This is a genomic window from Streptomyces chromofuscus, from assembly GCF_015160875.1.
Classification (GTDB): domain Bacteria; phylum Actinomycetota; class Actinomycetes; order Streptomycetales; family Streptomycetaceae; genus Streptomyces; species Streptomyces chromofuscus.
In genome coordinates, this window is record NZ_CP063374.1 from 5,848,546 (window position 1) to 5,868,485 (window position 19,940).

The following is a 19,940-nucleotide window of genomic DNA, read 5'->3' on the forward strand; positions in this document are numbered from 1 at the left end:
TCGGCGCGGGGTCGGGCGGTCCCGGTGAGGCGGTGACCGCGAAAGGATGGCCGGAGCGCGTCATCCTAGAGCCCGAGCGAACCGTCTGACCAGGGGTTTCCCAAGACGTATACGGATCTGCCGCCGGGCACCCGCGCCGTTTGTCAGTGCCGTGGTGTGCAATGGATCTCGTGCCCGCACTGGACGAACCACTCAAGAAGGTGCTCGGCCCCGCCACCGCGAAGGTGATGGCCGAGCATCTCGGCCTGCACACCGTCGGCGACCTCCTGCACCACTACCCGCGCAGATACGAGGAGCGGGGCCAGCTCACCCACCTCGCCGACCTCCCCATGGACGAGCACGTCACGGTCGTCGCCCAGGTCGCCGACGCCCGCCTGCACAGCTTCGCCTCCGCCAAGGCGCCCCGCGGCAAGGGCCAGCGGCTGGAGGTGACGATCACCGACGGCAGCGGCCGGCTCCAACTGGTCTTCTTCGGCAACGGCGTGCACAAACCCCACAAGGAACTGCTGCCGGGCACCCGCGCGATGTTCGCCGGCAAGGTCTCGGTCTTCAACCGCCGGCTGCAACTGGCCCACCCGGCGTACGAGTTGCTGAAGGGGGACGCCGAGGAGGCCGTCGACAGCTGGGCGGGCGCCCTCATCCCGCTCTACCCCGCCACCGCCAAGCTGGAGTCCTGGAAGATCGGCAAGGCCGTCCAGACGGTCCTGCCCAGCGCCCAGGAAGCCGTCGACCCGCTCCCGGACCCCCTGCGCGAGGGCCGCGGCCTGGTCTCCCTCCCCGAGGCCCTGCTGAAGATCCACCGCCCGCACACCAAGGCCGACATCGCCGCCGCCCGCGACCGGCTGAAGTGGGACGAGGCCTTCGTCCTCCAGGTCGCCCTCGCCCGCCGCCGGCACGCCGACGCCCAGCTCCCGGCGGTACCGCGCAGGCCCGGGCCGGACGGCCTCCTCGCCGCCTTCGACGACCGGCTGCCGTTCACCCTCACCGAGGGCCAGCGGAAGGTCTCCGAGGAGATCTTCGCCGACCTGGCCACCGACCACCCGATGCACCGGCTGCTCCAGGGCGAGGTCGGCTCGGGAAAGACGCTGGTGGCGCTGCGCGCCATGCTCGCCGTGGTCGACGCCGGCGGGCAGGCCGCGATGCTCGCGCCCACCGAGGTGCTCGCCCAGCAGCACCACCGCTCGGTCGTGGAGATGATGGGCGAGCTGGCCGAGGGCGGGATGCTCGGCGGCGCCGAGCACGCCACCAAGGTGGTGCTGCTCACCGGCTCCATGGGCGCCGCCGCCCGCCGTCAGGCCCTGCTCGACCTGGCCACCGGCGAGGCCGGCATCGTCATCGGCACGCACGCGCTCATCGAGGACCGGGTGCAGTTCCACGACCTCGGCCTGGTCGTCGTCGACGAGCAGCACCGCTTCGGCGTCGAGCAGCGCGACGCGCTGCGCGGCAAGGGCAAGCAGCCGCCGCACCTGCTCGTCATGACCGCCACGCCGATTCCGCGCACGGTCGCCATGACCGTCTTCGGCGACCTGGAGACCTCGGTCCTGGACCAGCTCCCGGCCGGCCGCTCCCCGATCGCCAGCCATGTCGTCCCCGCCGCCGACAAGCCGCACTTCCTGGCCCGGACCTGGGAGCGGGTGCGCGAGGAGGTCTCCCAGGGCCACCAGGCGTACGTCGTCTGCCCGCGCATCGGCGACGAGGAGGACGATCCCAAGGCCGCGAAGAAGAAGGCGCCCGAGGACGAGGCCGACAAGCGCCCTCCGGTGGCCGTCCTCGACGTGGCCGACCAGCTCGCCAAGGGCCCTCTCCAAGGGCTGACCGTCGAGGCCCTGCACGGCCGGATGCACCCCGACGACAAGGACGCCGTCATGCGCCGGTTCGCCGCCGGTGACACGGACGTCCTGGTGGCCACCACGGTCATCGAGGTCGGCGTGAACGTGCCGAACGCCACCGCGATGGTGATCATGGACGCCGACCGCTTCGGCGTCTCCCAGCTCCACCAGTTGCGCGGCCGCGTCGGCCGTGGCTCGGCGCCCGGCCTGTGCCTGCTGGTCACCGAGATGCCCGAGGCGAGCGCCGCCCGGCAGCGGCTGAACGCGGTGGCGGCCACGCTCGACGGCTTCGAGCTCTCCCGGATCGACCTCGAACAGCGGCGCGAGGGCGACGTCCTCGGCCAGGCCCAGTCCGGCGCCCGAACCAGCCTGCGGGTGCTCGCCGTCATCGAGGACGAGGAGATCATCGCCGAGGCCCGGGAGGAGGCCGCCAGGGTGGTCGCCGCCGACCCCGAGCTGATCGCGCTGCCGGGCCTGCGCACCGCCCTGGACGCCCTGTTGGACGAGGAGAGGGAGCAGTACTTGGAAAAGGGGTGATCCTTGTCGTCGCCGACCGGGACAGCGCCCTCGGTGGCGCGGGGAACTGCGCGAGAAGCCACAGCGAACCCGCAGCAGCCCCACCACGAATCCCCCCACGGCGATAGGCACCCCACCCCCTCCGCCTGCCAAACTGAACCCGTACACGCACCCACTCCCGAGGACCGAAGATGACCCGCGTGATCGCCGGCGCAGCCGGCGGACGCCGCCTGGCCGTCCCGCCGGGCACCGGCACCCGCCCCACCTCCGACCGTGCCCGCGAGGCCCTCTTCTCCACCTGGCAGTCCCTCCTCGGCGGCCCCCTGGCCGGCGAACGCGTACTGGACCTCTACGCCGGCTCCGGCGCCGTGGGCCTGGAGGCCCTCTCCCGCGGCGCCGCCCACACCCTCCTGGTCGAGGCCGACTCCCGGGCCGCCCGCACGATCCGCGACAACGTCAAGAACATCGGGCTTCCCGGCGCCGAGGTCAGATCGGGCAAAGCGGAACAGATCGTCCGCACCTCACCGTCGGGCGAGCCGTACGACATCGTCTTCCTCGACCCGCCGTACGCGGTCACGGACCACGATCTTCGCGAGATCCTGCTCACACTCCGCACGGAGGGGTGGCTGGCCGAAGAAGCCCTCGTCACCGTGGAGCGCAGCACCAGAGGCGGCGAATTCCGGTGGCCGGAGGGCTTCGAGGCGCTTCGTACCCGTCGGTACGGCGAGGGAACGTTTTGGTACGGTCGCGCCGCCTCCACGTGCGAAGACGCACCATGACCGGACCTGAGAGCGAGGGATCTCACGTGCGCCGAGCCGTCTGTCCCGGGTCGTTCGACCCGATCACCAACGGACACCTGGACATCATCGCCCGCGCCTCCCGCCTCTACGACGAGGTCTACGTCGCGGTGATGATCAACAAGTCCAAGAAGGGTCTCTTCGAGATCGACGAGCGGATCGAGCTGATCCGCGAGGTCACCGCCGAGTACGGCAACGTCCGGGTCGAGGCCTTCCACGGCCTGCTCGTCGACTTCTGCAAGCAGCGCGACATCCCGGCCATCGTCAAGGGTCTGCGCGCGGTCAGCGACTTCGACTACGAGCTGCAGATGGCCCAGATGAACAACGGCCTCTCCGGCGTGGAGACCCTCTTCGTGCCGACCAACCCCACCTACAGCTTCCTGTCGTCCTCCCTGGTCAAGGAGGTCGCGCAGTGGGGCGGCGACGTTTCCCACCTGGTGCCGCCGGCTGTCCTGGATGCTCTCAACAAGCGTCTGCGACAAGCCTGAACGGTCTGCACCTCAACGGGCTACAGTCGTCCCGTCCGTCTCCAACACAGCTGTAGAGAGTGGCGAGCAACCGGTGGACGTACAGAAGAAGCTCGACGAGATCGTCGCGGCGGTCTCCACTGCCCGGGGCATGCCCATGTCGGCCTCGTGCGTGGTCAACCGCGCCGACCTGCTCGCCCTGCTGGAAGAGGTGCGTGCGGCCCTGCCCGACTCCCTCGCCCAGGCCCAGGAGTTGATCGGCGACCGCCAGCAGATGGTCGAGCAGGCCCGCCAGGAGGCCGAGCGGATCATCCAGGGCGCCCACGCCGAGCGCGGCTCGCTGATCTCCGACACCGAGGTCGCCCGCCGCTCCCAGGCCGAGGCCGAGCGGATCCTCGCCGAGGCCCGCAAGGAGGCCGAGGACATCCGAGCCGAGGCCGACGACTACGTCGACTCCAAGCTCGCCAACTTCGAGGTCGTCCTCACCAAGACCCTCGGCTCCGTCGGCCGCGGCCGCGAGAAGCTGCTCGGCACCGGCCCCGGCCTGGACGAGCAGGGGTACGAGGACGAGGACGCCCCCGAACGCAGCCACGACCCGGAGACGCTGCGCCGCACCGCCGACGAGTACGTGGACGCCAAGCTCGGCGCCTTCGAGGCGGTCCTCGCCACGACCCTGGACGCGGTCGGCCGCGGCCGGCAGAAGCTGCACGGACGGACCGCCACCGACGACCTCGGCGCCCTCGACACGACGACGGTCCAGCACAGCAGCGACGCCGACTACCTCGCCGACCTCGCCGCCATGGCCGAGACCCCGGCCGAGCCCGCGCAGCCGCCGACGGTGCCGTCCCAGCAGTCGTACGCCACCCAGGACGCCTACGCCTACCAGCAGCCTCAGCAGGACCCCTACGGCTACCAGCAGCAGTACGCTCAGCAGGACGCGTACGGCTACCAGCAGGCCGACCCCTACGTGGCGTACCCGCAGCAGCCCGCCTACGACCCGCACCAGGGCCAGGGCCACGCCGGCTACCAGCAGCCCCAGGCGCTCGACGAGACCAGCCTCTTCGACACCAGCATGATCAGCGCGGAGCAGTTGCGGGCGTACGAGCAGGGCCGCGGCAACGGCTGACGCAGCCGATTGGGCCGTCAGCGAAAGGTCCAGTATCCTGGCTGTTCGGTCGCGCGTACGTCCGCGATCAGCGCTGCCCGGGAACACCGAAGGGCGGCGTCCCCGAGCTCACAAGATCGAAAGCAGGAATGGCTCTGAACGCCCGCCTCGACCACCGCAACCCTCTCGTGTTCGACACGCACGAGCTGGGGCGGCGGCCCGGTGCGCTGCAGCGCCTGACCCGCACGGTCGACGCCCCCAGGGACCTCGGTCTGAAGGACGTCATCGGAGTGCCGGAAGGCGCGCCGGTGGAGCTCGAACTCCGTCTGGAGTCCGTCATGGAAGGTGTGCTCGTCACAGGCACCGCCCGTGCGCGGGCCGAGGGGGAGTGCGTAAGGTGTCTGGAGCCGGTCGAGCTGGAGCTCGAAGCGGACTTCCAGGAGATGTTCTCGTACCCTGACGCCGATGACCGGGGCCGTGTGAAAGCGGAACCGGCCGACGACGCCGAGGAAGACGAGGACAGGCTCTTTCTCGAGGACGGCCTGTTCGACCTCGAACCCGTGCTGCGCGATGCGGTGGTGCTCGCACTGCCGATGCAGCCGGTGTGCCAGGACGACTGCCCCGGCCTGTGCTCCGAGTGCGGAGCACGGCTCGCGGACGACCCGGACCACCACCACGACGCCGTCGACATCCGTTGGGCGGCATTGCAGGGACTCGCCGGTTCACTCGAAGACGGCGATAAGGACGAGATGAGCGGCGCCGATGCGGGCGTCGACGAGAAGCAGGAGAAGTAGCCGTGGCTGTTCCGAAGCGGAAGATGTCGCGCAGCAACACGCGCCACCGCCGGTCGCAGTGGAAGGCTGCGGTCCCCACCCTGGTTGCGTGCGAGCGCTGCCACGAGCCCAAGCAGCAGCACATCGCGTGCCCGTCTTGCGGCACCTACAACAAGCGCCAGGTCCTCGAGGTCTGAGCGGCTGGTGAGAGGCACTGTGTCCACGCCGAAGAAGCAGTCTTCCCGCGCGAGCGGGAGTGGACCGGACAACCAGGCCTCGTCCCACACGCTTCTGGAAGGGCGGCTCGGCTACAAGGTCGAGTCCGCCCTTCTGGTGCGAGCGCTGACCCATCGGTCGTACGCGTACGAGAACGGCGGTCTGCCGACGAACGAGCGGCTGGAGTTCCTGGGGGACTCGGTGCTCGGTCTCGTCGTCACGGACACGCTGTACCGCACCCACCCCGACCTGCCCGAAGGCCAGCTGGCCAAGCTGCGGGCCGCGGTGGTGAACTCACGTGCGCTGGCGGACGTGGGGCGGACGCTCGACCTCGGCTCCTTCATCCGGCTCGGCCGCGGTGAAGAGGGCACGGGCGGCAGGGACAAGGCATCCATCCTCGCCGACACCCTGGAAGCGGTGATCGGCGCGGTCTATCTCGACCAGGGCCTGGACTCGGCGGCGGAGCTGGTGCACCGCCTGTTCGACCCGCTGATCGAGAAGTCCTCGAATCTCGGAGCCGGCCTGGACTGGAAGACGTCCCTCCAGGAGCTCACCGCGACCGAAGGGCTCGGCGTCCCCGAGTACCTGGTCACGGAGACCGGCCCCGACCACGAGAAGACCTTCACTGCTGCCGCCCGCGTCGGAGGCGTCTCGTACGGCACCGGCACCGGCCGCAGCAAGAAGGAGGCGGAGCAGCAGGCCGCCGAGTCCGCCTGGCGGTCCATCCGCGCGGCAGCGGACGAGCGCGCCAAGGCCGCCGCGGCCACGGGCGTCGGCCCGGCCGTGGAGGCGGTCCCGCTGGACGGCTCCGCGCCCACCGCGGCGAGAGTCGTCGAGGCACCCAGGACGGCCCCGGCCGACCTGGCCCCCGAAGCCCCCGCCGCCGGCACCACCGCGGACGATGGCAGCACGGACGCCGCTTCGGCGTCGGGCTGACCGGCCCCGGTACGACGCCGACGGCTCCGGCGAGGCCACCCGGCCTCCGCCGGAACGCCGGCCGCGGTCGGCGCGACGGCACGAACGCGACAGAACGGCACACCCGAGCGCCCGCCCCAGCCCCGGGGCGGGCGCTCGGCTCGTACGACGGTTTGGACGGGGGAGTCACGATGCCCGAGTTGCCCGAGGTGGAGGTCGTCCGGCGCGGACTGGAGCAGTGGGTCGCCCACCGGACGGTCACCGACGTCGAGGTGCTGCACCCGCGCGCCGTACGGCGTCACCTGGCCGGCGCCGACGACTTCGCGCACCGCCTGAAGGGCCACCGCGTCGGCACCCCCAGCCGGCGCGGCAAGTACCTGTGGCTGCCGCTGGAGGACACCGGCCAGGCGATCCTGGCGCACCTCGGCATGAGCGGCCAGCTCCTGGTGCAGCCGCACGCGGCGCCCGACGAGAAGCACCTGCGCATCCGTGTCCGGTTCGCCGACGCCCTCGGCACCGAGCTGCGCTTCGTCGACCAGCGGACCTTCGGCGGTCTGTCGTTGCACGACACCGCCCCCGAGGGCCTGCCCGACGTCATCGCCCACATCGCCCGCGACCCTCTCGACCCCCTGTTCGACGACGAGGCCTTCCACCAGGCGCTGCGCCGCAAGCGCACCACCATCAAGCGCGCCCTGCTGGACCAGTCGTTGGTCAGCGGCGTCGGCAACATCTACGCCGACGAGGCGCTGTGGCGCACCCGTCTGCACTACGACCGCCCGACCTCCACCTTCACCCGCCCCCGCACGGTCGAACTCCTCCGCAACATCAGGGACGTACTGAACGCGGCCCTGTCGGTCGGCGGCACCAGCTTCGACAGCCTGTACGTCAACGTCAACGGGGAGTCGGGCTACTTCGACCGCTCGCTGGACGCGTACGGACGGGAAGGCCTGCCGTGCCGGAGGTGCGGCACGGCGATGCGGCGGCGCCCGTGGATGAACCGGTCCAGCTACTACTGTCCGAAGTGTCAGCGGCCGCCGCGGATCTCGTCGTAACGCTCGCGGGCGGCGAGGACGTCGTCCATCCGGCCTTCCAGATGCCGGATGAGGGCCAGCAGGCGCTCGGCCACCTCGTGTCCGAGGGGCGTCAGCTCGTAGTCCACGCGGGGCGGGTTGGTCGGCTGGGCCTCGCGCAGCACCAGGCCGTCGCGCTCCAGGGCGTGCAGGGTCTGGGAGAGCATCTTCTCGCTCACCCCGTCGACGCGGCGGCGCAGCTCGTTGAACCGCAGCGAGCCCTCGTGCAGCGCGCCGAGGGTCAGCGCGCCCCAACGGCCCGTGACGTGCTCCAGCGTGCCGCGCGAGGGGCAGGCCTTGGAGAACACGTCGTACGGCAGGTCCTGCTCCGGTGCGCGCTCGACGGTCATGGCCCCAGCGTACGCGCGGACAGCGCCGACTGGCAGGTTGCGCTGACCGGCGGTAAGTGCCCTGGCCGATGCCGTGGTCGAGTCAGTCGCGTGCCACGAGCTCGATCCTGACGGGGGCCGCGGACTCGAGGTCGATGGTGTCGCCGTCTTCCTCGGCGTGAGGGTCGCGAGGATGATCGAGCGGCAACACGATCAGCATGGTGTGGGGCCGTGGCAGCCAGCCCACGTCCGCGGGTGGGTCGAAGCGCCCGATGTCGATGATCCGCACGAGCGTCTCGGGTATGCCGACCAGGCACGACCCGCCGGCCTCCAGGCGACCCGCGTGCGGCTCCACCTGGAACAGGCCGCCCCATTCACCGCGACGCGCGACCCGTGGAATCGCTCTGAGGCCGTTCCACCGGATCTCGGAGTCCGGATCGATCCGTTGCCACGGCCAGGCGACCGAGACCTCGGACGGGGTCACCTCGGCGATCCGTGCGAGGGCCGGCGGACAACTGACCAGCAGGACGTCACCGACCTCGAACCGCCGTCGCCCGATGCCCTCACCCATGCGCTGCTCCCCACCGGTACCGGGGCCGCCGTCGCTCGCGTCCTGGCCCGCGGCTGCCTCAGTAGCCGTCTCCCGGAGGTTGTCAGCACCTGGTGGCAGGATGCCACCCCATGACCGCACCGATCAGTGAGTCGTGGACGCGCATCGAGAACTGGCTGGCCGAGCACGCCCCGGCGACCCATGCCGCGCTGGCGCCGCCCGCGGATCCGGCGGACATCGCCGCGACCGAGCGCGTCATCGGCCGGCCGTTGCTGAGGCCCTTGGTGAAGTCGCTACTGCGGCACGACGGTCTCCTCGACCAGAAGGGCTCGCTGCTGCCGGGGTTCTACAGACCGATGAGTGCACGCGAGACAGCGGCTGCCTGGCAACTCCTCACCGCCTTCCACGACAAGCGCACGGCGGACGAGCAAGGAGAGGAGACGGACCACGACTTCATGAAGGTCGGGGTCAGCGGCATCCTGTACGGCCATCCGCAGTTGATCCCCATAGCGCGGGACGTCGGCGGGGGGCACCTCGTACTGGACCACCGTCCCGAGATCGACCGGGGTCGCGTCCACGAGGCCGAGGCCGTGGAAGGCATCAGGCGCGTCCCACACGAGACGTGGACGTCCCTGCCGGCGCTCATGGAGGCGATCGCCACGTCTCTCGAAACCTCCCAGCCCCTCAACGGCTACACGCCGGTGGTGGACGAGAAGCGGAGGCTGTCCTGGGACCTCACACCGCCGCGCAGTGACCGGTGACGTGCCGCTGTCTCAGTAGCCGAACAAGTGCGAGGGCGTCACTCTGACGTGCGTCTTTGTAAGCGATCATCGCTGTGGCCTGCGGTTGTGCCGTCAACGGTTGTCAGCGTTGGTCGCCCTTGCGCGCCCTCGCACGGCCCGGCGACGGCCCGAGACTCTGGCTGGGGGATGATCTCCACGGAGGGGTGCCAGTGGACATGCTTGAGCTGATGGAGTGGCTGGCCGAGCGGGGAGTCACGACCGTGTTCAAGGCCGACGGTGATCGCATGACCGAGCACAGGAAGGCATGGATGGTCATTGTCAGTGGAGGGCCGCTTGGTGAGGACTCGTTCTTCCGTGCGGACCTGGGTACGGCCGACGCGTGCCTTGATTCGTTGCTCGCTCACCTTGACAGCAAAGGCTTGTCGCCGTTCGCATGACTGCGTCGTCCTGGTGGTCGACGCAGCCGAGCCGATGCGAACTGCGGGCGGGGCGGTCGCTGAGGTCTGCCCGGCTGGCCACGCGGCTCCGCAGGTGCGTCATCGGCCGGCTGCGGTCACCGTGGTTGCTGTACTCCGCTGCTGTACAGCACCTGTCCTCCGGGCTGTCAGCCCCTCCACCTAAGCTGCGCCCATGTGGAAAGCGACCGCTGCCGAAGTCTCGTCCGACGTTGAGTTCAGCGCTCCCATCGACGCGACTGCTCTGGCCGAGGCAGAACGGCGCCTCGGCCGGAGTTTGCCGCCGCAGCTGACTGCTCTGCTGATGGAGACCGACGGGATGGTCGACGAGTACGGGACTGACGTCGTGTGGTCCCTGGATCGGATCGTGGGGCAGAACCTGCTGTTCTGGTCCCCCGATGCGTTCCCGGGCTTGCACATGCCCTTCGATCCGCTGCTGTTCTTCGGCGACAACGGTGGGGGCGACCAGTTCGCCTTCGTGCTCACGCCCGAGCGTCCGGACATCTTCGTCTGGGACCACGAGAACGACAGCCGACTGTGGGTGGCACGCGAGCTGGAGGACTACCTGCGCCGCTCCCTCACGAGCGACGGCGACTGGTGGCGGTAGCCGCTTGAAGGGCGTGCCGGCCTCTAGGTCCCCCGTTTGGAAGAGGTCGTATGCAGATGGCGGCTGACCTAGCAACTCCCTGACCTGGTCCGGAGCACGATCGGCGCCGCTGTCCCCCCGTGCGTCCCCGCTAGGTCCCGCCGGACCGGGCACGCAACGGGCACGGGGGCACAGCCGACCCCGACCCTCTGCTTTTCAGGCGAGTTGATCGTGCGGCCAGGATCATGATCCGGCCGACAACGACAGACGTCGCCCCCCCGTGACATACCACTGCGTACGCTGACGTCTGTTGTCGTTGCCGTCAGACTGCCGTCAGATGACAGGTGCCAAGTGCCCCAACGTTCCAGCAACTGCATCTGTTGCTACTAGATGCTGGCGTCCGCTCCTCGGCGTCGAACCCAAAGCGCGATCGGCGGGCCGGGGAGCTGACGGCGCTGGTCACGCTGTCTGTCCCGGTGAGTGACGAGGCCCGGGAGCGGGGCGGCCGGTTCGTCCTGAACGCTCCGTGTCCCGACTGCGGCGACACCCGCCAGGTGTGGGCCTTGTGGGCTGTGGACGTGGACGCGGACTGGTACGAGGAGGGCCACGGCCCGTGCTCGTTGTGCGGGGGTGCCGCGTGACGGTGTTCCCCGTCCCCCGGAGGCCGTGGCCGGTGCTGCGGCCTCCATGGGCGTTGACCCTGTGACCAGGGCGGACCTGCTGCGGGTGGCGAACGCGCCCGGCTTCGACCGGTGGCCGGAACAGGTCCGCCGTACCGGCGGCTGTGCGCACCCGATCCAGCTTCAGGGCCAGACCGTCACCCGTGATGCCAAGACCGGTGGGGTGCTGTACTCCTACAGCACCGAGCAGGAGCCGGGCGGCATGCTCCGGGTCGCCTGCGGCAACCGGCGGGCGATCGCGCTGCCCGGCCTGCGCCTGAACTTACGCCGGGGACACCTACCACCTGATCCGGGCCGGGATCACCGGCGACGAACGCAAGGACGTGCCCGCCACCCTGCGGGACCACCCCCGTGTCTTCGCCACCCTCACCGCGCCCTCGTTCGGCCCGGTCCACAACCGCCCCGACTCCGGGCGCTGCCGCTGCGGCGCTCAGCACGCCGAGGGGGACTCCGCGCTCGGTACCGCCCTCGGTCCGGCCGCGTACGACTACGCCGGGGCGGTGCTGTGGAACAACCACGCAGGCGACCTGTGGCGGCGCTTTACCATCTACCTGCGCCGGGAGATCGCCGCCCGCGCGGGCATCACGCAAATCGCCCTGCGGGAGGTGTGCCGGGTCTCCATTGGCAAGGTCGCCGAGTTCCAGAAGCGCGGCTCGGTGCACTTCCACGCCGTGGTGCGCCTCGACGGCCCGGACGGTCCCGACACCGCCCCGCCCGCCTGGGCCACCGTTGCTCTCCTGGATGCGGCGATCAGGGTGGCTGCCGCTCGGGTCGCCGTGCCGGTGCCCGCGTCCGGCGGCTTCCCCGCGCGCACTCTGCGGTGGGGCTCCCAGGTAGACGTGCAGCCCATCGGAGCGCTCGGCCAGGAGGAGCTGACCGAACAGGCCGCGGCCTCCTACGTGGCCAAGTACGCCACCAAGGCGGCCGAGATCACCGGCACCCTGGACCGCCGCATCGGAGAGCTGGCCGAACTCGACCGCCTGGCGCTGCCCGGGCACACCCGGCGGCTTATCGAGGCGTGCCGGGAGCTGGACGATGCCTATCCAGACCGGTTGCTGTGGCGCTGGGCTCACATGCTCGGCTTCCGCGGCCACTTCTCCACCAAGTCCCGCCGCCACTCCACCACCCTCGGCACGCTGCGCCAGGCGCGCGCCGACTTCCGCGCCCGCCAGGAACGCCGCGAGCGCGGCTTTTCCCAGGACCTGGACGACGCGGAGGGCTCCACGCTCGTGCTCGCCCACTGGACCTACGCCGGGCAGGGCCACACCCCCGGTGAGTCCTGGCTGGCCGCCTCGATCGCCCGAGACGTCCGGCTGAACCGCGAGACCGCACGCGAAGCCCTGGCAGACCTGGACGACTGGGAGGTTTGCGCATGAGGCGCCCGCTGCCGTCCCGCTACCTGACCCCGATCGACGTCGCTGACCTGCTCGGCGTGCCGGTCGAGACCGTCTACCAGTGGCGGCGCAAGGGCACCGGTCCCCGCGGCTTCCGCGTCGGCCGGCATCTCCGCTTCGACCCCGAAGACGTCCGTGTCTGGGTCGAGTCTCTGATGGAAGGGGCCGCCTGATGGCCGGGCACATTCAGGACCGCTGGTGCAGGGCTGAGCCGGGACCGGACGGCAAGCCCGTGAGGGTCAAGACCGACCGCTTCGGCGTCGGCCTGCGCTGCCGCGCCCGGTACATCGGGCCGGGCGGCTCCGAGAAGTCCAAGAGCTTCCCGGACAAGCAGCAGCGCAAGGCGGAACAGTGGCTCGCCAACATCGAGGCCGACATGTCGCGCGGCGACTACGTCAGTCCGGACGCTGGCAAGGTCACGTTCGAGCGGTACGCCACGGAGTGGATGACCACGCAGATCACAGACCCCCTGACACGTGAGTCCGTCGAGAGCCGGTTGCGGCTCACGCGATCCCCCACCTGGGAACGCGGCCGATGGGCTCCTTCACGCCGTCTCATCTCCGTCTGTGGCTGCGCACCCTGAAGGATCGTGGGCTGTCGGCCGGATACCGGCGAGGGATCTTCGCGCACGTCTCCACGGTCTTCACGGCTGCGGTAGAGGACCGGATCATCCGCACGAACCCGTGCAGCGCCCGGTCCGTCAGGGCTCCTCGGCTCGAGCCTCGCAAGGTCAAGCCCTGGCCTGCCGAGCGAGTGATGGTGGTTCGAGCGGCCTTGCCGGAGAGCTATCAGGCTCTCGTGAACGTCGCCGCCGGATGCGGCCTGCGACAGGGTGAGGTCTTCGGCCTGGCCGTGGAGGACGTGGACTTCCTCGGGGGAGTGATGCACGTGGTCCGGCAGGTCCAGTTGCTGCAACGCCATCGGCCGGTGTTCCCTCCACCCAAGGGAGGCAAGGAACGGGACGTGGCTCTTGCCGAGTCGGTGGCCTTCGCCCTGGCCGCGCGCCTGAAGCGTCACCCGGCCGTGGAGGTCACCTTGCCGTGGAAGACGCTCGACGGTCCTCCGGTCACGGCGTCGCTCATCTTCACCGGCTCCATGGGCATGGCGCTCGACCGGAACCGCTTCAACGACCGTGTGTGGCGGCCGGCTCTTCGGGCCGCGGGCGTGGAGATCGGGCGACACAACGGCATGCACGCGCTGCGGCACTTCTACGCCTCGGTGCTCCTGGACGCGGGGGAGAGCATCAAGGCTCTCAGCGAGTACCTGGGTCACCACGATCCCGGCTTCACGCTGCGGACATACACGCACCTGATGCCGTCCAGTGAGACCCGAACCCGGGTCGCCGTGGATCGCGTCTTCCAGGACGAGGACCATACGGAAGACGGCCCGGAGACGGCCCAGGGGCAGGATTAGGTCTCTGACATGCGGTTATCTCAGTAGCCGAACTCCTGCGTCCACCAAGGGCCGCCCGACCCGTAGTGCACGCCGACGCCGAGTGTCGTGAAGTCGCAGTTCAGGATGTTGGTGCGGTGGCCGGGGCTGTCCATCCAGGCCTTCATGACCGCCGTCGCGTCGGCCTGGCCCCGGGCTATGTTCTCGCCGCCGAGGTTGCTTATGCCCGCCGCCTCCGCGCGGTCCCACGGCGTCCTGCCGCTGGGGTCGGTGTGGCCGAAGAAGCCCTGCTCGGCCATGGCCTCGCTGTAGTCGCCGGCCAGCTCCGCGAGCGCGCTGTTCGCCGCCACCGGGCGGCACCCGCCCTTCGCCCGCTCGTCGTTGACGAACTTGAGCACCTCGGCCTCGGCGGCGGTCTCCGGGGAGATCGTCACCGTCGGGGCGCTCGGCTGCGTCGGCACCTTCGTGGGCGTACGGGACGGCCCCGGCGCCGGCTGCTGCGACGACGGGGTGGCCGACGGCCTCCTGGTGGGGGTCTTGGTGGCCGAGGGCTTGGCGGCCGGGGGCTTGGCGGCCGGTGCCTCGGTGGTGGGCGCCTTGGTCGTGGGCTTGGCCGACGAGGTCGAGGGGGACGCCGACGGCGACGTGCCGCGCTCGGTGTCGCGGCCGGTCGACGGGCTGCTGCTGTCGCCGGCGTCGGCGGTGCCGGACGTGCCGCCCTGCGGGGACTGCGTGGCGGTGGCCGTCTCACTGGCCCGCACGTCGCCGGCGCCCCCACCGAGCGTGTAGGTGTCGCCGCCGGGCAGGACGCCGGTGGCGACCGCGACCGCGCCGACCGCGACGGCCGCGGTGACGCCGAGCAGGCCGGTGCGGACGGGCGTCAAGCCCTTCCTCCCGCGGCGGTGCGAGTGGCCGTGCCGCGACCCGCCGTCGGGCGTGAAGCCGTCCGCGACCGAGAGGGCCGCGGTGTCGCCGGAGGAGGCGGTGTCGCCGGCCGGGGCGTCCCGGTCGTCCGGGGCGAAGAGGTAGGCGTGGCTCTTCGAGACCGCCTCGGCGTAGGCCTCCGGGTCCACGTACGGCGCGATGCCCGGCGCGACCGGGCCGTCCGCGTGCGAGTCCCGCCGGACCTGGCCCCCTTCGGGGGAGCCGTGCGTCTCGTTGCCCCCCGTGGCGGCGCGGCCGGCGTCGGAGCGTCGGTGGCGTCCCATGTGATGGCCTTCCTCGTCCTCACGGTCGACTCGTCCGGTTCGGTCAACCAAACCCACCCGATCGAGTGGGTTTCATATGAGATGCATTGGGGCTGGACGGTACCGCATGGCGCCAGAGGAGGAAGTGTCCCGAATGACATCGGGCGGTTAGGTTGCACCCATGAGTGAGGATGTGCGACTGGTCGCCTGGGTGCGAGGACGCGTCCAAGGTGTGGGTTTCCGCTGGTTCACCCGGGCCAAGGCCCTGGAGATCGGCGGCCTGAGTGGTTTTGCTCTCAATTTGGACGACGGCCGGGTCCAGGTGGTCGCGGAAGGGCCGCGCGAGGGCTGCGAGGGGCTTCTGGACTGGCTCCAGGGCGACGACACGCCCGGGCACGTCGACGGCGTCACCGAGATCTGGGACACACCTCGCGGCGGCTACGACGGCTTCGCCGTCCGCTGACATCACACGGACGGGCGTCCTCACAGCAGGGCCCGGGAGGGGCGACAGCGGCCGCCCGGGGCGGAAAGAAGCAGGTGATTGCCAAGAACCGCTTGCCGTGGCAGGCTCCAGACGCAAGGATGATCGCCACGCCCTGAGGGCCCCGCGTCAGTCGCCGCGCCGCCGTGTCCGGCCGCGTGCCACCGGGTTGCCCCCCAATACAGGGCGTGATCGTGTTGACCGTCAAACTTTTTGGTGAGACGCTGAAAGCCCCGCGCACCTTAGCTGTTTGGCATGGATGAACGGCGCACAACTCCACAGTGCCAAGCGGCCGCGGGTGCGAATCCCTCACGACCCACACCGCATCGGTCGGTCACTCAGTGTGGAGGACCATCCATCATGGCAAAGGCGCTTCTCGGTTACGTCGGCGGCTCCGACCCTCGACTCCTCGCCGAGATGCGACGGCTCCAGCAGCGCGTACAGGACCTGGAATCGGAGCTCGTACGGATCCAGGCGGAGAACGAAGCGCTGACGGCTGCCGCTTCTCACCACGACAGGATCATGGAGAGCGTCGACGCACACCAGGCGGAGCCTGCGCTCACCTGATCACTGCATCGCACACGACACGCAGTGGTTGGGCTGCCCGTATCAACCGCTAAGTTGTCAGATTTGCAAGGGACGCTTCGGCGTCCCTTCTTTCTTGCCCCCGCGCATCCTTTCAGCGTCTTTAACGTTTGGTGTGCCCTGCGCGTTCAGCGGCGAAACCGCGGGTTCATGGAGTGAGACAACCCCGGAAGGTAGAGTCCAGCGGCGTGCACCTCAAGGCCCTGACCCTCCGCGGGTTCAAGTCGTTCGCCTCGGCCACCACGCTCCGGTTCGAGCCGGGCATCACGTGCGTCGTCGGACCGAACGGCTCGGGCAAGTCCAACGTCGTGGACGCGCTCAGCTGGGTCATGGGCGAGCAGGGCGCCAAGTCGCTGCGCGGCGGCAAGATGGAGGACGTCATCTTCGCCGGCACCACCGGCCGCCCGCCGCTGGGCCGCGCCGAGGTGTCGCTGACCATCGACAACTCCGACGGGGCGCTGCCCATCGAGTACGCCGAGGTCACCATCACGCGGATCATGTTCCGCAACGGCGGCAGCGAGTACCAGATCAACGGCGACACCTGCCGGCTGCTCGACATCCAGGAACTGCTCTCCGACTCCGGCATCGGCCGCGAGATGCACGTCATCGTCGGCCAGGGCCAGCTCGACTCCGTCCTGCACGCCGACCCCATGGGCCGCCGTGCCTTCATCGAGGAAGCCGCCGGCGTCCTGAAGCACCGCAAGCGCAAGGAGAAGGCGCTGCGGAAGCTGGACGCGATGCAGGCCAACCTCGCGCGCGTGCAGGACCTCACCGACGAGCTCCGGCGGCAGCTCAAGCCCCTCGGCCGCCAGGCCGCGGTGGCCAGGAGGGCCGCCGTCATCCAGGCCGACCTGCGCGACGCGCGCCTGCGCCTGCTGGCCGACGATCTCGTACGGCTCCGGGAGGCGCTCCGGGCCGAGGTCGCCGACGAGGCCGCGCTGAAGGAGCGCAAGGAGACCGCCGAGCAGGAGCTGCGCAGGGCGCTCCAGCGGGAGGCGTTCCTGGAGGACGAGGTCCGCCGGCTCACACCGCGGCTGCAGCGGGCGCAGCAGACCTGGTACGAGCTCTCCCAGCTGGCCGAACGGGTGCGCGGCACGATCTCGCTGGCCGAGGCGCGGGTGAAGAGCGCGACGTCCGCACCCCCCGAGGAGCGGCGCGGCCGTGACCCCGAGGACATGGAGCGCGAGGCCCACCGCATCCGCGAGCAGGAGGCCGAGCTGGAGGCCGCTCTGGAGGCCGCCGAACGCGCCCTGGAGGACACGGTCGCCCACCGCGCCGAGCTGGAGCGCGCCCTGACCCAGGAGGAACGGCGCCTCAAGGACGCCGCCCGGGCCATCGCCGACCGGCGTGAGGGCCTGGCCCGGCTGAACGGCCAGGTCAACGCGGCCCGGTCCCGCGCGGCCTCCGCCCAGGCCGAGATCGAACGCCTGGCCGCCGCACGCGATGAGGCGCAGGAACGTGCCGTTGCCGCCCAGGAGGAGTACGAGGCCCTCAAGGCCGAGGTCGACGGCCTCGACGCCGGCGACGCCGAACTCGCCGAGCGGCACGAGGCGGCCAAGCGGCAGCTGACCGAGGCCGAGGCCGCCCTCACGGCGGCCCGCGAGGCCGCCACGGCGGCGGAACGCAAGCGCGCCGCCACCCAGGCCCGCCACGAGGCCCTGGCACTCGGCCTGCGCCGCAAGGACGGCACCGGAATACTGCTGGCGGCGAAGGACCGTCTCTCCGGCCTCCTCGGCCCGGCGGCGGAACTCCTGACGGTGACCCCCGGCCATGAGGTCGCTGTCGCCGCGGCCTTTGGCGCGGCAGCGGACGCGATCGCGGCCACGACCCCGGCATCCGCGGCCGACGCGATCAGACTCCTCCGCAAGCAGGACGGAGGCCGAGCGACTCTGCTCCTGGCAGGGGCGTCCGACCTGAAGGGCGCGACCAGCCCGGACGGACCCGCGGACGCGCGCCACACCTTCGCCGCCGACCTGGTCCGCGGCCCCGCCGAGCTCATGCCTGCCGTACACCGCCTCCTGCACGGCATCGTCGTCGTCAGCACCCTGGAAGACGCCGAAGACCTCGTCTACGCCCACCCCCACCTCACCGCCGTGACGGCCGAAGGCGACCTCCTGGGCGCCCACTTCGCCCACGGCGGCTCCGCCGGAGCCCCCAGCCTCCTCGAAGTGCAGGCCTCCGTCGACGAGGCCGCCGCCGAACTCGAAGAGCTGGCCGTCCGCTGCGAGGAACTGACCGAGGCCCAGCACGCGGCCGGAGAGCGGCGCAAGGAGTGCGCCGCGCTGGTCGAGGAGTTGGGGGAGCGCCGCCGGGCGGCGGACCGGGAGAAGTCGGCCGTGGCCCAGCAGCTCGGCCGCCTCGCCGGGCAGGCGCGAGGCGCGGCGGGCGAGGCCGAGCGGTCCACCGCCGCCGCGGCCCGGGCCCAGGAGGCGCTCGACGAGGCGCTCCAGGAGGTCGAGGAACTCGCCGAACGGCTCGCCGTCGCCGAGGAGATGCCGATCGAGGAGGAGCCCGACACCTCCGTACGGGACCGGCTCGCCGCCGACGGCGCCAACGCCCGGCAGACGGAGATGGAGGCCCGCCTCCAGGTCCGTACCCACGAGGAGCGGGTCAAGGGGCTTGCCGGACGGGCCGACTCGCTCGACCGCGCCGCCCGTGCCGAACGTGAGGCACGCGCGCGTGCAGAGCAGCGGCGGGCGCGTCTGCGGCACGAGGCGGCCGTCGCCGACGCCGTCGCCTCCGGTGCCCGCCAGCTCCTCGCGCACGTCGAGGTCTCCCTCGCCCGCGCCGACGAGGAGCGCACCGCCGCCGAGGCCGCCAAGGCGCACAGCGAGCAGCAACTCGCCGCCGCCCGCACCGAGGGTCGTGACCTCAAGGCCGAGCTGGACAAGCTGACCGACTCCGTGCACCGCGGTGAGGTGCTCGGCGCCGAGAAACGGCTGCGGATCGAGCAGCTGGAGACCAAGGCGCTGGAGGAGCTGGGCGTCGAGCCGGCGGGACTGGTCTCGGAGTACGGCCCGCACCAGCCCGTACCGCCTTCCCCGCCCGCCGAGGGCGAGGAGCTGCCGGAGGACCCCGAGCACCCGCGCAACCAGCCGAAGCCCTTCGTGCGGGCCGAGCAGGAGAAGCGGCTGAAGTCGGCCGAGCGGGCCTACCAGCAGCTGGGCAAGGTGAACCCGCTGGCCCTTGAGGAGTTCGCGGCGCTGGAGGACCGGCACAAGTTCCTCAGCGAGCAGCTGGAGGACCTGAAGAAGACCCGCGCCGATCTGCTCCAGGTCGTCAAGGAGGTCGACCAGCGGGTCGAGCAGGTGTTCACCGAGGCCTATTGGGACACCGCCCGGGAGTTCGAAGGCGTCTTCGGCCGGCTGTTCCCGGGGGGCGAGGGGCGGCTGGTGCTGACCGACCCCGACAACATGCTCACCACGGGTGTCGACGTCGAGGCCCGGCCGCCGGGCAAGAAGGTCAAGCGGCTCAGCCTGCTCTCCGGCGGCGAGCGGTCGCTGACCGCCGTGGCCCTGCTCGTGTCGATCTTCAAGGCGCGGCCCAGCCCGTTCTACGTCATGGACGAGGTCGAGGCCGCGCTCGACGACACCAACCTCCAGCGGCTGATCCGGATCATGCAGGAGTTGCAGGAGGCCTCGCAGCTCATCGTCATCACCCACCAGAAGCGGACCATGGAGGTCGCCGACGCGCTGTACGGCGTCTCCATGCAGGGCGACGGTGTGTCGAAGGTCATCAGCCAGCGGCTGCGCTGAGCGCTCGTGGTCCACCCCCGCTCTCACCTGGTGAGTGGTCTGAACATTCAACTAATGAACACCCAGTCGGTCCATAACGTCCATAACATCTTGACTTCCAACTATTGACTTCGAA

The 19,940-nt window shown here is 70.8% G+C and carries 18 protein-coding genes and 2 pseudogenes; 17 read left to right on the forward strand and 3 right to left on the reverse strand.

Translation table 11 applies throughout. The features are described from left to right. Window positions 1-161: 161 nt before the first annotated feature. From recG to mutM, 8 genes are all read left to right on the forward strand, one after another. Window positions 162-2,366, forward strand: a complete 2,205-nt coding sequence (recG, locus tag IPT68_RS26485; RefSeq protein WP_189700847.1) for an ATP-dependent DNA helicase RecG — start codon at window positions 162-164, stop codon at window positions 2,364-2,366. Window positions 2,367-2,536: 170 nt separating this feature from the next. Further along, the gene (gene rsmD, locus IPT68_RS26490; RefSeq protein ID WP_189700846.1) at window positions 2,537-3,124 is read left to right on the forward strand and encodes a 16S rRNA (guanine(966)-N(2))-methyltransferase RsmD; all 588 of its coding nucleotides are present in this window, start codon (window positions 2,537-2,539) and stop codon (window positions 3,122-3,124) included. 26 nt (window positions 3,125-3,150) lie between these two features. Then, window positions 3,151-3,630, forward strand: coding sequence for a pantetheine-phosphate adenylyltransferase (gene coaD, locus IPT68_RS26495; protein WP_228039914.1), 480 nt, complete (start codon window positions 3,151-3,153; stop codon window positions 3,628-3,630). 73 nt (window positions 3,631-3,703) lie between these two features. After that, window positions 3,704-4,735, forward strand: coding sequence for an ATP synthase F0 subunit B (locus IPT68_RS26500; protein ID WP_189700844.1), 1,032 nt, complete (start codon window positions 3,704-3,706; stop codon window positions 4,733-4,735). A 128-nt stretch (window positions 4,736-4,863) separates the two neighbouring features. Continuing rightward, window positions 4,864-5,508, forward strand: coding sequence for a YceD family protein (locus IPT68_RS26505; RefSeq protein WP_189700843.1), 645 nt, complete (start codon window positions 4,864-4,866; stop codon window positions 5,506-5,508). Between the two features lie 2 nt (window positions 5,509-5,510). Then, a complete protein-coding gene (gene rpmF, locus IPT68_RS26510; RefSeq protein ID WP_003951102.1) occupies window positions 5,511-5,684 on the forward strand; it encodes a 50S ribosomal protein L32 in 174 nt (57 codons plus the stop codon). A gap of 19 nt (window positions 5,685-5,703) precedes the next feature. Then, entirely contained in the window at window positions 5,704-6,639 is a 936-nt protein-coding gene (gene rnc / locus IPT68_RS26515; RefSeq protein WP_189700888.1) for a ribonuclease III, read from the forward strand. Window positions 6,640-6,809: 170 nt separating this feature from the next. Then, window positions 6,810-7,670 carry a bifunctional DNA-formamidopyrimidine glycosylase/DNA-(apurinic or apyrimidinic site) lyase gene (mutM, locus tag IPT68_RS26520; protein ID WP_189700842.1) on the forward strand — a complete coding sequence of 287 codons (861 nt, stop codon included), beginning with the start codon at window positions 6,810-6,812 and terminating at the stop codon, window positions 7,668-7,670. Here mutM and IPT68_RS26525 read toward each other — a convergent pair. Then, a complete protein-coding gene (locus IPT68_RS26525) occupies window positions 7,643-8,038 on the reverse strand; it encodes a winged helix-turn-helix transcriptional regulator (RefSeq protein WP_189700841.1) in 396 nt (131 codons plus the stop codon). The genes mutM and IPT68_RS26525 overlap by 28 nt on opposite strands. An 82-nt stretch (window positions 8,039-8,120) precedes the next feature. Next, entirely contained in the window at window positions 8,121-8,588 is a 468-nt protein-coding gene (locus IPT68_RS26530; protein ID WP_189700840.1) for a hypothetical protein, read from the reverse strand. A gap of 110 nt (window positions 8,589-8,698) precedes the next feature. Between IPT68_RS26530 and IPT68_RS26535 the strand changes: the two genes are divergently transcribed. The 6 genes and pseudogenes from IPT68_RS26535 to IPT68_RS26560 all read left to right on the forward strand — a co-directional run bounded on the left by IPT68_RS26535 (window position 8,699) and on the right by IPT68_RS26560 (window position 13,838). After that, window positions 8,699-9,328, forward strand: a complete 630-nt coding sequence (locus tag IPT68_RS26535; RefSeq protein WP_189700839.1) for an SMI1/KNR4 family protein — start codon at window positions 8,699-8,701, stop codon at window positions 9,326-9,328. A 197-nt stretch (window positions 9,329-9,525) separates the two neighbouring features. Then, window positions 9,526-9,747, forward strand: a complete 222-nt coding sequence (locus IPT68_RS26540) for a hypothetical protein (RefSeq protein WP_189700887.1) — start codon at window positions 9,526-9,528, stop codon at window positions 9,745-9,747. A 193-nt stretch (window positions 9,748-9,940) separates the two neighbouring features. Continuing rightward, entirely contained in the window at window positions 9,941-10,372 is a 432-nt protein-coding gene (locus tag IPT68_RS26545; RefSeq protein ID WP_189700838.1) for an SMI1/KNR4 family protein, read from the forward strand. Between the two features lie 645 nt (window positions 10,373-11,017). Next, window positions 11,018-12,407 (forward strand): annotated as a pseudogene (gene repSA / locus IPT68_RS26550) (replication initiator protein RepSA). Further along, window positions 12,404-12,598, forward strand: coding sequence for a helix-turn-helix domain-containing protein (locus tag IPT68_RS26555; protein WP_189700836.1), 195 nt, complete (start codon window positions 12,404-12,406; stop codon window positions 12,596-12,598). The pseudogene repSA and the gene IPT68_RS26555 overlap by 4 nt, the downstream one beginning before the upstream one ends. Next, window positions 12,598-13,838 (forward strand): annotated as a pseudogene (locus IPT68_RS26560) (tyrosine-type recombinase/integrase). Before IPT68_RS26555 ends, IPT68_RS26560 begins: the two are co-directional and overlap by 1 nt. A 20-nt stretch (window positions 13,839-13,858) precedes the next feature. Here IPT68_RS26560 and IPT68_RS26565 read toward each other — a convergent pair. Then, complete coding sequence (locus IPT68_RS26565) at window positions 13,859-15,025, reverse strand: CAP domain-containing protein (protein WP_189700835.1); 1,167 nt, start codon at window positions 15,023-15,025, stop codon at window positions 13,859-13,861. A 160-nt stretch (window positions 15,026-15,185) separates the two neighbouring features. On the opposite strand from IPT68_RS26565, the gene IPT68_RS26570 reads away from it, so the two are divergent. The 3 genes from IPT68_RS26570 to smc all read left to right on the forward strand — a co-directional run bounded on the left by IPT68_RS26570 (window position 15,186) and on the right by smc (window position 19,825). Beyond that, a complete protein-coding gene (locus IPT68_RS26570; RefSeq protein WP_189700834.1) occupies window positions 15,186-15,467 on the forward strand; it encodes an acylphosphatase in 282 nt (93 codons plus the stop codon). A 378-nt stretch (window positions 15,468-15,845) separates the two neighbouring features. Further along, window positions 15,846-16,052, forward strand: coding sequence for a hypothetical protein (locus IPT68_RS26575; protein WP_189700833.1), 207 nt, complete (start codon window positions 15,846-15,848; stop codon window positions 16,050-16,052). A gap of 206 nt (window positions 16,053-16,258) precedes the next feature. Beyond that, window positions 16,259-19,825, forward strand: a complete 3,567-nt coding sequence (smc, locus tag IPT68_RS26580) for a chromosome segregation protein SMC (protein WP_189700832.1) — start codon at window positions 16,259-16,261, stop codon at window positions 19,823-19,825. Window positions 19,826-19,940 lie beyond the last annotated feature (115 nt).

What these genes read in the sequence shown, in the direction of transcription:
- recG (WP_189700847.1), top strand. Translation starts at nt 162, where the DNA reads ATGGATCTCGTGCCCGCACTGGACGAACCACTCAAGAAGGTGCTCGGC.
- rsmD (WP_189700846.1), top strand. Translation starts at nt 2,537, where the DNA reads ATGACCCGCGTGATCGCCGGCGCAGCCGGCGGACGCCGCCTGGCCGTC.
- IPT68_RS26505 (WP_189700843.1), top strand. Translation starts at nt 4,864, where the DNA reads ATGGCTCTGAACGCCCGCCTCGACCACCGCAACCCTCTCGTGTTCGAC.
- mutM (WP_189700842.1), top strand. Translation starts at nt 6,810, where the DNA reads ATGCCCGAGTTGCCCGAGGTGGAGGTCGTCCGGCGCGGACTGGAGCAG.
- IPT68_RS26525 (WP_189700841.1), bottom strand. Translation starts at nt 8,038, where the DNA reads ATGACCGTCGAGCGCGCACCGGAGCAGGACCTGCCGTACGACGTGTTC.
- IPT68_RS26530 (WP_189700840.1), bottom strand. Translation starts at nt 8,588, where the DNA reads ATGGGTGAGGGCATCGGGCGACGGCGGTTCGAGGTCGGTGACGTCCTG.
- IPT68_RS26535 (WP_189700839.1), top strand. Translation starts at nt 8,699, where the DNA reads ATGACCGCACCGATCAGTGAGTCGTGGACGCGCATCGAGAACTGGCTG.
- IPT68_RS26540 (WP_189700887.1), top strand. Translation starts at nt 9,526, where the DNA reads ATGCTTGAGCTGATGGAGTGGCTGGCCGAGCGGGGAGTCACGACCGTG.
- IPT68_RS26545 (WP_189700838.1), top strand. Translation starts at nt 9,941, where the DNA reads ATGTGGAAAGCGACCGCTGCCGAAGTCTCGTCCGACGTTGAGTTCAGC.
- IPT68_RS26555 (WP_189700836.1), top strand. Translation starts at nt 12,404, where the DNA reads ATGAGGCGCCCGCTGCCGTCCCGCTACCTGACCCCGATCGACGTCGCT.
- IPT68_RS26565 (WP_189700835.1), bottom strand. Translation starts at nt 15,025, where the DNA reads ATGGGACGCCACCGACGCTCCGACGCCGGCCGCGCCGCCACGGGGGGC.
- IPT68_RS26570 (WP_189700834.1), top strand. Translation starts at nt 15,186, where the DNA reads ATGAGTGAGGATGTGCGACTGGTCGCCTGGGTGCGAGGACGCGTCCAA.
- IPT68_RS26575 (WP_189700833.1), top strand. Translation starts at nt 15,846, where the DNA reads ATGGCAAAGGCGCTTCTCGGTTACGTCGGCGGCTCCGACCCTCGACTC.